General features: G+C 66.0%; 7 protein-coding genes. 3 read left to right on the top strand and 4 right to left on the bottom strand.

The features are described from left to right. Positions 1 to 169: 169 nt before the first annotated feature. Positions 170 to 937 (top strand): GntR family transcriptional regulator, encoded by a 768-nt coding sequence (locus QZ149_RS08980; RefSeq protein WP_291451086.1) that lies wholly within the window; start codon positions 170 to 172, stop codon positions 935 to 937. Between the two features lie 124 nt (positions 938 to 1061). Here the strand turns inward: QZ149_RS08980 and QZ149_RS08975 are convergent, their stop codons facing one another. Further along, positions 1062 to 4487: an ATP-dependent DNA helicase gene (locus QZ149_RS08975; RefSeq protein ID WP_291451088.1), complete on the bottom strand. Its 3426-nt coding sequence runs from the start codon at positions 4485 to 4487 to the stop codon at positions 1062 to 1064. A 19-nt stretch (positions 4488 to 4506) separates the two neighbouring features. Further along, positions 4507 to 7692, bottom strand: coding sequence for a UrvD/REP family ATP-dependent DNA helicase (locus QZ149_RS08970; protein WP_291451085.1), 3186 nt, complete (start codon positions 7690 to 7692; stop codon positions 4507 to 4509). A gap of 78 nt (positions 7693 to 7770) precedes the next feature. Between QZ149_RS08970 and QZ149_RS08965 the strand changes: the two genes are divergently transcribed. After that, positions 7771 to 7998, top strand: a complete 228-nt coding sequence (locus tag QZ149_RS08965) for a DUF3107 domain-containing protein (RefSeq protein WP_291451084.1) — start codon at positions 7771 to 7773, stop codon at positions 7996 to 7998. Between the two features lie 82 nt (positions 7999 to 8080). Here QZ149_RS08965 and QZ149_RS08960 read toward each other — a convergent pair whose 3' ends face one another. Further along, on the bottom strand, positions 8081 to 8710 hold the full coding sequence (locus QZ149_RS08960) for a ferritin-like fold-containing protein (protein WP_291451083.1): 630 nt from the start codon (positions 8708 to 8710) through the stop codon (positions 8081 to 8083). A gap of 251 nt (positions 8711 to 8961) precedes the next feature. Here QZ149_RS08960 and QZ149_RS08955 point away from each other — a divergent pair, with 251 nt between their 5' ends. Further along, positions 8962 to 10797: a DEAD/DEAH box helicase gene (locus tag QZ149_RS08955; RefSeq protein WP_291451081.1), complete on the top strand. Its 1836-nt coding sequence runs from the start codon at positions 8962 to 8964 to the stop codon at positions 10795 to 10797. A 547-nt stretch (positions 10798 to 11344) separates the two neighbouring features. On the opposite strand, the gene QZ149_RS08950 is transcribed toward QZ149_RS08955, so the two are convergent. Next, positions 11345 to 12994 (bottom strand): NAD-dependent malic enzyme, encoded by a 1650-nt coding sequence (locus tag QZ149_RS08950; RefSeq protein WP_291451077.1) that lies wholly within the window; start codon positions 12992 to 12994, stop codon positions 11345 to 11347. Positions 12995 to 13575 lie beyond the last annotated feature (581 nt).

The raw sequence follows: 13575 nt of genomic DNA, 5'->3' as shown, positions 1-13575 counted from the left end.
GCAGCTCTCAAGCCTGACCTACCACAGATGCCTGATCGACACACAATCACCTCACTTTATCCATGCAATATAGCTCGACGCGCCGCTACTCCAGCTCCCCATGGATCCTGATACCATGTAACTGTATTTATTTCACGAGGCCAAAGTCCTGCCATACTGAAGGTCACCTATGCCCAACGCATCCAAGGCTGCCACTAGCACGCCTTACATCCCGGACATTACGCTGGATCGCTCTTCTCCCGTTCCGTTGTACTTTCAGATCTCCGAACCCATCGCTGAACTCATCAACACCGGAGCGTTGCCCGCAGACACTCGACTCGAAGACGAGCTATCGATGGCTGCTCGCTTGCACGTCTCACGCCCAACCGCGCGCCAGGCCCTGCAGCGTCTCGTCGACCGCGGCCTCCTGACACGACGCCGCGGCGTCGGCACGATCGTCTCCCCGAGCCAGGTTCACCGCCCCATGGAACTCACCTCCCTCATGAAGGACCTGGTTGAGGCCGGCCACAAGGTACAGACGACAATCCAGCGCTACGAGGCGCACCCCGCCACGGAGGCCGAGGCCGAGGCGCTGAAGATCGAGGCAGGAACGCTGATCGTTCACATCGAACGCACGCGCTTTACGAACAACGAACCGATCGCTGTGCTCAGAAACCTCATCCCAGCGGACATTGCCCCCACGATGCAGGAACTCGAGTCTGGCTCCCTCTACGGCCTCATGCGCGAGCGAGGCGTCATCCTCACCTCAGCCCGGCAGGTCATCGGGGCGCGTACCGCTACCACCAAGGAAGCCAAGCTCCTGTCCGAGCATCGCGGTGCCGCCCTGCTCACGACGCAGCGCACGACATACGATCCCTCCGGACGCATCGTGGAGTACGGCGACCACATCTACCGAGCATCGCGCTACTCCTTCGAGGCCAATCTTTTCGCGCAATAACAAGGAATTTGATAATTCGTCCTCACAGGTTGCAGGATACTGGTTGTAACAGTGACACCACTATGCGGGACACGACTCAGGCAACTCTACGAGAAGCACTCGACGAGAGTACACCCGCATCAGTTCACTGCCCCAGCACCCCCTTCACGGCCTCGTCCAGCGGCTGAGCGCCGCCGCCAAGCATCCGCTCAAGCGATTCCAGCGTGTAGTGCGACGGACCCGCCAAGAACGCGACCATCGCGCCGACCTCTGAGGGATCGACGCCCATGCGGGCAGCCCATGCACGCCGGTACAGGCGCAGCTGCGTCGCAAAATAGGCCAGCTTCTCCGGCTTCGTCTGACGCGTAACCGGCTGACCACTCTTCCAGTCGACTACCAGGAAGCGCTGTCCCTCCCCGCTCACGCGTTCGAAGACGGCGTCGATGCGTCCCTGCACGGACACACCACCCACCTCCACGGAGAAGGCCTCTTCGATGGCGACGGCCCGATAGTCCGCCAGTTCCCCCGCGACGAACGCGCGGAAGTTTTCGCGCAGCCTCTCGAGCAGCTCGCGTTCCTTCACCGTCAGCAGGGCCTCGTCTGCCCCGTCGTCACCGCCAGCCAACGCGACGTCCTCGCTGGACGCGACCGCAGAAGGATCCACGGCCTCGGACACAGGATCAGCTCCCGCGACGTGCAGCTCGCGCTCGGCCCACGCATGAAAAACCGTGCCCAGGGCGGAAAACGAGCTGGGCTTGACCGGCATCGGTCGGCGCATATCGCGCGCAAACTCATCCGCATCCTGCAGCATCGCCGACACCGACGTCGCCGGCACACGCTCGGCCCACAGGTCCACGACCGGCACCTGACGCCCCAATCGATCCTCCTCAATGAGGGCAACCGTGTCCCTCACCGCGGGGTCATCGCCCAGCTCCGCCAAGACCTCGAACACGTCCCGATCCTGCGCAAGCTCCCCCATCTGAGCGCGCACAGAGGCTGCCGCATCCGCGACGCGCTGACGCGACGGGCCGGGGGCGGGCGGGAAAGCCTCCGATGTCTGCGCCCCGCCGAGGCTCGCCTGCTCCTCCTCCGACGGTGCGGGAGCAAGCACGCACACAGCTGATCCGTCGGCCGACTCGACCCCCACGTCACGCCAAGAGCCTGAGGACCACGCGATCCCCTGGCCCAACCGCTCAACAACATCCTCCGAGACCGTCTCCGCCTGACCCACCAACTCGGCACTGGCCTCCATAAGGTAGCGCGACGGATGCCTGACCTTCTTGTCCATCTGCGAGGTCCACGAACCCACGAGCAACTGCGCGCTGCGCGCACGCGTCATCGCCACGTACGCAAGGCGACGCTCCTCACGCTCCGCATGCTCGCCGAGGGAAGCACCGTATTCGCCATCCAACCACTTCTTAAACGCGGTCGACGGCTTCTTCTCGCCCTCGACATCGAACTCGAAGGGAGGCAGATCGGCCTTATCCCCGCGCCACGGGTGAGGCAACGCGCCGTTATCCGTCACCCAAGCCGTCGACTTGGGCGGCTCATCCCGCCACGACCGTGTCTTGCTCCGATGCGACGGGAACACGCCGTCACTCATGCCAAAGACGACGACGCCGTCCCACTCCAGGCCCTTCGAGCCGTGAATCGTCAGGATCTGCACGGCCTTGGGGTCCGGCTCGCCCAGCGGCGCATCGAGTCCATCCTCGCGCTTATCCGCCATATCCAGATAGGCCAGGAAAGACCCAAGGGACGCACCGGGCGTCTCCTTCTCGTAGGCCGCAGTCACGGCGATGAACTCGTCCAGCGCGGCGCGCCCACCCATCGATAGAGGATCCGCGATGACGTCATCCAGGGTCCCCATGATGAGGATCGCACGCTCGACCTGCTCCGTGATTGAGCGCCCCACGCCCTCACGGACCTGCTGCAGGCGCTCTCCCAGCAGGCGCACGCGGCGCACCGCCTCCTCGCTGATCGCAGGGCGGCCTTCGTCGGCCCACCCGGGCGTCGGCGGACGATCCACAGCATCGAGAAGCACGGCCTGATGAGGATTCAGCCCCTCCGCACGCGCCAGGAAGCGCGCCCAGTCCCCCAGCGCCATCAGGTCGGCGGCCCCCAGGTCGATGCCCGCCAGGAGACGCGCCAGCCACGGGGAGGCCGCCACGTCGTACGCCAACTCCAGGGCCGCGCGCACATCCTGCACAGCGGGCTGATCCAGTAGGCCACCCAGCCCGACAATCTCCGTGGGGATCCCCGCCTCCCGCAAGGCGGCGTCGATCAGCGGAAAGTCCTTGCGACGCCTGCTCAGGACTGCGACCGTGCGCCGCTTGCCGTCCTTAACCGGCTGCGAGCGCACCCGCTGCACGAAGTCGACCATCGCCGCCAGGGCCTGGTCGTAGGCCTGCGTGTATGCAATCTCGACGGTTCCCTGCCCCGCGCCCGGACGAGGCACCAGAACAGGAGACTGCGCCTTGAGCGCGTCCTTACCCTGCTGATAGGAAGCCACCTCCCGCAGCGGCGCGGCCACGCGATTCGCCGCATCCAGGATCGACACGTCGTTGCGCCACGCGGTGGACAAGGTGAGGGTCTGGTCCTCCTCAGCGACCCCCGTCTGGAAGCGCTCCAGGAACGTCTCCAGGGACGAGGCCGAGGCCCCCCTCCACCCGTAAATCGCCTGATTCGGGTCGCCCACCGCAGTAACGGCGTGATCGCCGAACAGCGTCGAGAGCAGCTCCATCTGGATGACGGACGTGTCCTGGAACTCGTCGAGGAGGACCGCGCGGAACTCGTCGCGCAGCGCGGCGCGCACAGCGGGTGCCTCGCGCACAATGCGCGTCGCCAGGACCAGCTGATCCGAAAAATCGAGAACACCCATGTCGCGCTTGCGCTGCTGATAGGCCTCGATGGGACCGAGGAACGCGAGACGGCGGCGGTTCGCATCAATGACATTGCGAGCCACGTCGTTTCCCCGCCCCACCTGCTCAAGCTCCCGGCCGAACTCCTCCAAGGCCTCGCGCGCAGTCTCGACCGTGTAGCCGTGCTCAGCGATCTCACCGGCGAGGTGCAGGATCTTGCCCACCACGCCCGCGGGACTCAGAGTCTCGTCCAAGTCGGTGGGCCACGCCTCGACGATCTGCGTCATCAGGTCGAGCGCACCCGCCTCGGAAAGCATGGCGAAATCGGGGTCGATGCCGATCCTCATCCCGTGCTCGGACACGATACGCTCCGCGAACGAGTTATAGGTCAGGGCCACCGGGTCTTCGTCAAGACGCTCGCGCATCTGCGGCATCTCACGCGACAGCAGACGGATACGCTCGCGCAGGCGGTCGCCCAGCTCCCCCGCCGCCTTGCGGGTAAAAGTCAGGCCCAGGATCGAGGCCGGGGTCAGGTCCGGGTGATTGGCCAACAGCCAGAGCACCCTCATCGACATGGTCTCGGTCTTACCCGACCCGGCACCCGCGACGACCAAGAGGGGGCGGCGTGGGGCCTCGACCACGCGTACCTGCTCCGGCGTCGGCGTCTTCGTCGCGTCGACGATTGCCTGGATCTGCATCGCGCTTAGCTTCATGGCGTTGTCCTTTCCCACGTCACTCCACCACCTTGCGGCCGCGCTCACGCGCCGGGCACAGCCGGTCAAAGGAACAGTACCGGCACGCATCCTCCGAGGGGGTCGCCTCGAAGTAAGGGCCGCGCGCAATGGCAGCGACCTCGCGCACCTTGCCCCGCCACTCCTCCAGCGTCTTCCCCTCCAGGGGCTTCTGATCGAAAGTCTTCGGTTTGTCCCCACCGAGCAGCGCGATGCGCGCCCCGGCCACCTGCTCCCCCGAGGCGAGGAGGGCCATCTGATAGGCCGCCAGCTGAGGATTGTCCGGGACGGTCTTCGCGCTATGCCCGCCCTTGCCCGTCTTCAAGTCCGTGACGCGCACTCCCTCGTCAACGTGCTCGAGGCGGTCCATGCGGCCACGAATCGTCACGCCCTCCACCTGGGCCTCCACCATCTGTTCGACCTCAACCCGGCCGGGCACGCCCACCAGGTAGGAAGCCAGATTGTCAACAATGGCGTGCGCACGACGATCCGCGTGCCGTCCGGCCCACGTGTCCAGGTTGTAGCCCAGCTCCTCGATACGCGCCTCGAGCGCCTCGGTCAGTTCCTCCGGTGTGCCGTGTGGATTCTCCTCCGCCAGCGCGTGAACGAGGGTTCCCAAGCTGGCCGCCGCATTCGACGGCCCGTCAGCGCCGATAGTAGTAAGGAACCAACGCAGAGGGCAGGCCAACGCCCGTTCAAACTGGGATGGGGAGAGTTTCACGTCGCCCTGATACTCCTCGTTGGTCGTAGGTGTACCACCCGCGCCCAGCCAGCGCTCCGGCTGCGCCAACGTGATGCCCTCACGGGCCATGAGAGCCAGGAGCGTCGCCGCAAGCTGGGCGTCCACCGTGTCATCGGAGGAGGCCGCACGCGCACGCAGATCCGCGATGTGCCCAGGCAGGGACAGGGGCGCTTCCACAACATCGAGCGGCACCACGTCGTTCTCTCGGGGCGTGCCCGCCAGGCGCGCCACCAGGTCGAAGAACACGGAGGGCGCGGCATCCTCCGAGCGCACAGCCCCCGCGTGCACATAGCACCGCGAGCGCGTCACAGCAGCCACGAAGAGACGATACTCGTCGTCCAGCACGGCTCGGCGCGCGGCCCGCGTAGAGTCGATAAGTTCTTCGCGCCCGTCATCGCCGATGACCGTGCGGCCCGCACCCACGTCTGCGAGCAGGTCGGCGCGCAGAATCCGGTCACGCAGCCGCATGTTCGGCCATGCTCCGTCCTGCAGGCCCGCGAGAACCACGACCTGCCAGTGGCGCCCCATCGCCTGCGCGGGTGTGAGGACCTCGACGCCGCCGGGGCGCACGCCCACGCGCGAAATCGTGTCGATGGGAACCGACCCCGCCAACAGCTCCGAGGCGAAATCACGCGCGGATCCGGCGGGGTTGCGTTGCTCCCACACGTCCGCGACGCGCAGGAGGGCGACGACCGCGTCAAGCTGATCGTCAAACCACGCCGAGGCCTCGTCCGATCGGATGGCCCGCGAGCGCCAGTCCTCGGCGACGCCGCACGCCTCCCACAATTCCCACAAGCGTTCCTGCGGGCGCGCGTCGCGCTGGCGGGCCAACTCCCACATGCGCGCTGCCTTCGTCAGCACACGCGCCAGGGCTCGGTCGTTCCACCCGCGCCGCCCCGGGGCCTCGGCCCCCTTCTCGAGCGTGGGTCGCCACGTGTCGGGATCATCGACGAGGTCGGCTACCGTCAGCGGGATAACCGCGGTCTCGTCGCCCGCCTCCTCGGCGGCCAAGGCGCGCGCGGCATTCAGACGGCGCAGCAGCCGGTGAACTGCCAGGGCGTCCGCCCCAACCAGAGCCGACGGCAAGAGGCGCTCGGCCAGCTCCCGGCGAATGGCCACGTCCGTGTCACTCTCCCCCGTCGGAATAGTCACGAGGTCCAAGAGAAGGCGCGTCGTGGACTGCGACGCGAAGTCGAAAGCACGCCCGCCGCCGGCCAGGGGAACGCCGCCGCGCGCCAAGTAGCGCCTGGTTTCAGCAACCATGGAGGAGCTGCGCACGATGACGACCTGGTCCGCAAAATCGATGCCGTCATGCAGGTGCCGGGCACGCAGGGCGCGGGCGATGAGTGCGCCCATCTGCGAGGGCGTGGCACCCAGGTGCGTCACCAGAGCACCCGTGGGCGCATCGTGGGCGACGTCCGCGTCGCGTCGCGCGGGCGACCCCGACTGCGCGATACGCGAGCAGGCCTGTCGAGCCAAGTCACGCACGACGCGGGACATGTCATACACCTGACCCAACTCAGTGATCTCGACACCGAGGGTGCTAGCGAGCCTGCGGTCCAGGTGTGGCTCTCCCCCACGATACCCGGCCACGGCCACGTCCGAATCCGAGAACGCGACGATGCGGGCACCCGCGTCCCGGCATGCAGTCAGGAGCGTCAGCGTTGAGGGCGTGCAATCCTGCAGGTCATCCACGATGACGACATCCGGCACCGGGCACGGAGCCTGCACGCCATGCGCCTCAGCATCCCTCTCCCACGCGCCAATCAAGTCCGCAGCAAGGGACTGGATGCGCGAGAGGTCCACGCGCAGCGTCTGCGGATACTCCGGGGATCGCTCGGGTCCCTCCTCCAGGGCGGCAACAATCGCACCCGCCCCCTCCCACTCGGGATGCCCGAAACATGCTCCGGCCTGCGCCAGCTTCTCCGAGTCCATCCCGGCCTCGCCCACGCGCGCCACCAGGTTACGCAGCTCCGCGCGAAACGCCGGCATCGCGCGCATCTGCTCACCGATATCCTCGGGCCAGGGTGCCTCCACGGTCTGCAACAGCTCTGCCAGCAGCTGATCCTGGGCCGCGCCCGTCACCAGCTCCACGCCTTCCAGAGGGATCTCGCGCTGAGTGCGCCACGTCGCCACCACCTGATACGCAAACGACGCAGGCGTGCGCACCGGACGCACCACCGACGGGCCGAGCGCCTGCGCGCGCGGCGTGAGTACGTCAGCGCGCGTACGATCAGGAGCGAGAATCATCGCGGAATGTCCCTGAGCAACCGCCTGCTCGAACACCGCGAGCGCACACGTACTGCGCCCCGACGACGGCGCCCCGCGAGCAATCGTATCCGAGTGCTGCGCTCCCTCGACAACCGCGCGTTGCGCCTCATTCAGCGCAGGAAGACGCCACCAACCCTCCGGGCGACGCCGCAACCTGACCTTGATTTCGCTCATGACGCAATACTGGCAGACCCCACCCACATCTGCGGCACATATGATGGGCGTGACGACATTTACCAGCAAGGAGTCAACATGGAGATCTTCATCGGCATTCGCGATAACACGCGTCAGCTCGGTCTCGACGTCGACATGACCGAAGGCGAGCTCATGGCCAAAGTTCACGAGGCCCTTACCTCCCCCAACGGCGTCCTCGACCTCACCGACACCAAGGGCCAGCGCACCCTCGTTCCCGCCAACGCCCTCGGCTACGTGCAGATCGCCAGCAAGACAGAGCGTCGCGTCGGCTTCGCGATCCACTGACCCGCACAGACAAACGAGGCCGGGGAACGCACTGCGGAACTGAACCGCTCGCGCTCCCCGGCCTCGTCTACACCCTGCGGCCTCAGGCCTTCAGGTGAATGTCCTTCATACGTTCACCGTGACGCTTGATCACGTACTCCGTGATCTCATCGACATTGTCCGGCGTCATCGCCAGCTGCGGATAGGTGAACAGCGTGGCCCGCACGAGGCCGAGGGCCTCACCCGCCACGCGGCGACCCCACAGAGACAGGCGATCCGCCAACTGCGGGTCCGCCTCAATCTGCGGTCCCAGGTGCGCGCGCACCCAATGCCCCTGCTCGAATGGCCAGACGTCCTCGATACCCTCAAACAGGCCGTGGACACGGGCAACACGAATCAGCATGTCACCGAGCATGCCGCGCGTAATAAAGGTCTTCACCGCGCGCTCCGCAAACGTCGTCGGACGGGTGCGCGCATCCAAATCGTCATACGCGCTCGTAAACGCACTAGCGGCCTCCAGCAAATCAAAGTCACGGTGCTCACACCACACCTCCAGCTGCTGATACAGCGCAAAACACTGCGCAGCCATACGCGCGTGCTCCACGTGTGCCTCAAACGTGGGGGCCTGCTCTCCGTCCTTCGCCAGGCGCGTCATAAACGCGAGCGAAGAATACGCGAGAATACCAAGGACATCAGTGTCGTCGGCCGGGACAGAAACATATTCGTGAGCCATGAGTCCAGCATAGTGCCTGACAAGCGCCCTGGCTCCCACTGTCCACACAATCCACACGTTCTCACCCCCTCTGTGACCAGCACCTCCCCCGCTCGCCCGCTTCACACGATTACACTGAAAAGCGACCACCGGACGCCCGGTCGCATTCTTTTTGCACATCACACGTTCGCGCGGACGACTTTCCCCGCGCTAGACATTGCGCGATCGGCACCGACCCCAACCCCGGAAAAGCCCGGGAGACAAGGCAGATCGTGACCACCACAAACACCGAGGCCCTCGAGCCCACCCCCGACAACGACGCCGCCACGCAGGCCGTGTCCTCCGCGCAGGCCCCCGCCCAGGCCTCGTCCGTCGAATACTCCGCAGGCGTCGTCCGCCTGGGCAACATCAAGCCCGCGGCCCCCGAGGTCGAAGAGGCTACCCCTGACATTACTGACAAGGGCGGCGACAACCTCGACAAGAAGTCTTTCGCGGACTTCGGCGTCACCGACCCGATCGTCGACGCCCTCGAAGACAAGGGCATCACGCACCCCTTCCCGATCCAGGCCCTGACCCTCGGCCCCGCGCTGGACCGCCACGACATCATCGGCCAGGCCAAGACTGGTACCGGCAAAACCCTTGGCTTCGGCATCCCCGTCCTCGAGGACGTCATCGCGCCAGACGAAGAGGGCTACGAGGACCTGCTCAACCCGAACCAACCGCAGGCTCTCATCATCCTGCCGACCCGCGAACTCACCAAGCAGGTTGCCCAGGACCTGCGCGAGGCCGCCAAGTACCTGTCGACCCGCATCGTCGAAATCTACGGCGGCGTCGCCTTCGAACCCCAGATCGAAGCCCTCCAGCGCGGTGCCGACATCGTCGTGGGCACGCCCGGCCGTCTCATCGACCTGCTGTGCAAGGGCCACCTGCACCTGTCCGGCGTCGAAACCGTCGTCCTCGACGAGGCCGATGAAATGCTCGACCTGGGCTTCCTGCCTGACGTCGAAACCCTGCTGGGCCGCGTCCCCGAGAACCGCCACACCATGCTGTTCTCCGCGACTATGCCCGGCCCCGTCGTGGCCCTCGCACGCCGCTTCATGGTCCATCCGACCCACATCCGCGCGCAGGACCCCGACGACCAGAACCAGACCGTCAACACGGTCAAGCAGGTCATCTACCGCGTTCACGCCATGAACAAGGTCGAGGTCATCTCCCGCATCCTCCAGGCCGAAGGCCGCGGTCGCACCGTCATCTTCTGCCGCACCAAGCGCACCGCCGCCCGTCTGGGCGAGGACCTGACCGCCCGCGGCTTCGCGGTTGGCGCGCTGCACGGCGATCTCGGCCAGGGTGCCCGCGAGCAGGCTCTGCGCGCCTTCCGTAACGGCAAGGTCGACGTCCTGGTCGCCACCGACGTCGCCGCGCGAGGCATCGACGTCGACGACGTCACGCACGTCATCAACTACCAGTGCCCCGAAGACGAGAAGATCTACATCCACCGCATCGGCCGCACGGGCCGCGCGGGGCATTCCGGTACAGCCGTCACCTTCGTCGACTGGGACGATACACCGCGCTGGTCGCTCATCTCCAAGGCCCTGGGCCTGGGCGTGCCGGATCCGCTCGAGACCTACCACACCTCCCCCCACCTGTTCACCGACCTGGACATTCCGGAGGGCACGACCGGTCGCCTGCCGCGCGCCAAGCGTACGCGCGCGGGCCTGGACGCCGAGGTCCTCGAAGATCTGGGCGGCTCCGCTCCCCGCTCCGAGGGACGAGGCCGTGGCGGGCGTTCCGGGTCGCGTTCGGGTTCGCGTGGTGGCTCGCGTGGCGGCCGTGGGCGTTCGTCACGTGGTGCTTCGGCTTCTTCCTCGGACGCGTCGCGTTCGCGCGGATCGCGTCGCGGCTCCCAGGACGGTGATCGCACGCTGAACGCCGGCAAAGGCGGTCGTTCCGACCGCGGCACGCGTGGCCGTGGCCGCGGCGAACACTCGCAGCGTTCGGGTTCCGGTGATGCTGGTGCCGCTGGTTCGGCTGGCTCCGGTTCTGTTGCTGGTTCTGAGCGCGCGCCCCGCACCCGCAAGCGCATCCGCCGCCGCAAGAACGCAGAGTGACGCGGTAGCGTGGCACGGCCTTGGCGTGAGGCGTTAGTGCGTGGCGCTGATAGCGCTCAGCGTTTATGCGCATTCCGCCAGTCAGTGACCACGCTGCGCATCTGATGCGCACGCCGGTCATCACAGCACCCACGCGATGATCGCGCCGCGTTCGTACAGCAATAGGAGGGACCCGAGCCACACGGCTTGGGTCCCTCCCCTGTTTGTTTTCCTACGGCGAAGCCCCGCTGCGCCGTTGACGCACGTAGCTCCGGCTCGCGCACACGGGTGTGGTGAGCATTGGAGGCTTCCACGCCCACCCACGGCCGCAGCCTGAGTCTGTCACCGACGCACTCCACGCCTGCAGCACGAGGGCCGCACGAGAGGCGCTACACCCGTTACGTCGCGATGCACCCGTTACGTCGCGATGCACCCGATCAGAAAGGGTGTAATGCCTACGGATCGGGTGCACCGCCGCCCACAACAAGCCCAACCGCGAAAACGTTTCGTCTCGCAAGAAGCCGCGCCGGCTGCCCCTCGGCAACCGGCGCGGCCTTGCTCTCACAATTCAGCTCTCCAGGTCCTGGTAGACCGGCTGCCACATGGCGCGGCGAACGGCCTCGACGACGTCACCCGGATCCATGTCGCACTGGCCATCTGCGATAGCCTGACGGACGACGGCAACCGCGACAGTCGCCGACGACGCACGCAAGTGGTCCACCGGCGGCAGGAGGGACGCACCCAGCTCGTGCGACGTCACCTGACTGGCCACGGCCTCGGCGGCGGCCAGAATCATCGCATCGGTCACGCGAGGGGCACCGGACACGATCGTTCCAAGCCCCAGGCCCGGGTACAGCAACGAGTTGTTTCCCTGCCCGATGTGGAAGGTCGTCCCCTCGTAGTCGAAGGGCAGGATCGGAATGCCCGTGGCCACCAGCGCGCGCCCCTTAGACCAGGCGATGATGTCCTGCGGCATGACCTCGATTTTCTCCGTCGGATTCGACAAGGGCAGGACGATGGGTCGCTCGCACCCCTCGTTCAAAGACTCGATGACATCCTGCGTGAAGGCGCCGTGATCCGTCGACGTTCCGATCAGGATCGTCGGGCGGACGCGGCGAACGGTCTCCAGCAGGCTGATCGCACCGTCCTTGCGCTCCCAGTCGGTGACCTCAGAGGCGCTGCGCGCGTAGGCCGCCTGGTAATCGGGCAGCCCCTCCATGTCATCGGTCACCAGTCCGGCGCGGTCGATCAGCCAGATGCGGTCCTTCGCCTGCTCGGGTGTCAGTCCAGCGCGCACCATGCCCGCATGGATCTGATCGGCCATGCCGGTTCCCGCAGTGCCCGCGCCGTAAACAAGGAGACGCTGGTCCGCGAAGGTCGTGCCGTTGGTCTTCATGCCCGCAATGACAGCGGAGATGACGATCGCTCCGGTGCCCTGCATGTCGTCATTGAAGATGCGGTACTTATCCCGGTTGTTGACGAGGATGCGGCGCGCGTTCGAAGCACCGAAGTCTTCGAAATGCAGGAGTGCGCGCGGGTACAGCTCGGATGCGACGCTCAAGTACTCATTGACGAGGGCGTCGTAGCGTTCTCCGCGCACACGACCATGGCGGTTGCCGAGGTAATCGGGGTCGTTGAGCAGCTCCTCGTTGTCGGTGCCGACGTCGAGGTTGACCGCGATGACGCGCGAGGGGTCAATACCGGCTGCGGCTGTGTAGACGGCGAGCTTGCCGACGGAGATGTCGGTGCCGTTCACACCCCAGTCGCCGATGCCGAGGATCTGTTCGGCATCGGAGACGACCAGGAGATCGACGTCATCGGGGCCGAGGCCGAGGCCTTCAAACGTGGGCCGCACATCCTCGACTCGATCGACGGACAGGTAGGTGGCGCGCGAGCGGCGGTAGTCTGCGGACCACTTCTTGATGGCCTCGCCGATCGTCGGATCGTAGATGACGGGTAGGAGTTCGGCGATGTGGTCGATGATGACCTTGTAGTACAGCGTCTCGTTGCGGTCGTGCAGCTGTTCGAGGTAGATGTACTTGTCGAGGTCGTCGTCGAGTCGACACACCTGCTTGTAGGCGCGTGCGGCCTGTTGTTCAAGCGTTTCGACAGCTGCGGGAAGACGACCCATCAGCCCGAAGCGCTTGCGCTCATCGAGGGTGAAGGCGGTCCCACGGTTGGTCTGAGGATCGGCAATGATCTGGGGTTTTGCTGGCATCAGCGGCTCCTTTCTGGTAGCTGTTTTCAGCGTAAACCAGTTGCACGCCGCTGTCCCTGTCTATCGTTTGGCATTCTCTCAGCGGGCTCCCAGGAATGCGCGGCCTCATGAAGCTGGCGGGGGTCGCACGGTTCGATTGCATTGGTTCCACTCAGGAATTCGCGTGCTACATGGCCGGGCTTGCTTCCCCCGGCGATCACACCTGCGGCTGGACGACCAGCACGCTGCACAGTCACCTTGCCTGGCGATACTGGTTCCGTTGGGGATGTGGCGCCTCATCGACAACAAGCGTCATCGCGGATCTGGCGGGTAGCCACATCCCCTACCCGCGTTCTACAGGCCCCGATCACGCAGCGATACACCCGATCCGTCGCGGTGCACCCGATCAGAAGGGGTGTAATGCCTACGGATCGGGTGCAACGCCGCCTCCCACAACAAGCCCAACCGCGGACACTCCCTCCCGACACACCACAACCGGCAGCATCGGACGCCGCCACACGACCTCGACACACTCGCACCGATTCCGCGCAAGAGCCGTTGCACCCGTTAGGTCGCGATACACCCGATCCGTCGCGATAAAC

The sequence above is a fragment of the Actinomyces sp. ICM47 genome (assembly GCF_905369875.1).
In the GTDB taxonomy this organism is placed as follows: domain Bacteria; phylum Actinomycetota; class Actinomycetes; order Actinomycetales; family Actinomycetaceae; genus Pauljensenia.
This window is presented reverse-complemented; position numbering and strand designations above follow the sequence as displayed.

Coding starts and splice junctions, on each gene's coding strand:
- QZ149_RS08950 (WP_291451077.1), bottom strand. CDS start 12,994: ATGCCAGCAAAACCCCAGATCATTGCCGATCCTCAGACCAACCGTGGG.
- QZ149_RS08980 (WP_291451086.1), top strand. CDS start 170: ATGCCCAACGCATCCAAGGCTGCCACTAGCACGCCTTACATCCCGGAC.
- QZ149_RS08975 (WP_291451088.1), bottom strand. CDS start 4,487: ATGAAGCTAAGCGCGATGCAGATCCAGGCAATCGTCGACGCGACGAAG.
- QZ149_RS08960 (WP_291451083.1), bottom strand. CDS start 8,710: ATGGCTCACGAATATGTTTCTGTCCCGGCCGACGACACTGATGTCCTT.
- QZ149_RS08965 (WP_291451084.1), top strand. CDS start 7,771: ATGGAGATCTTCATCGGCATTCGCGATAACACGCGTCAGCTCGGTCTC.
- QZ149_RS08970 (WP_291451085.1), bottom strand. CDS start 7,692: ATGAGCGAAATCAAGGTCAGGTTGCGGCGTCGCCCGGAGGGTTGGTGG.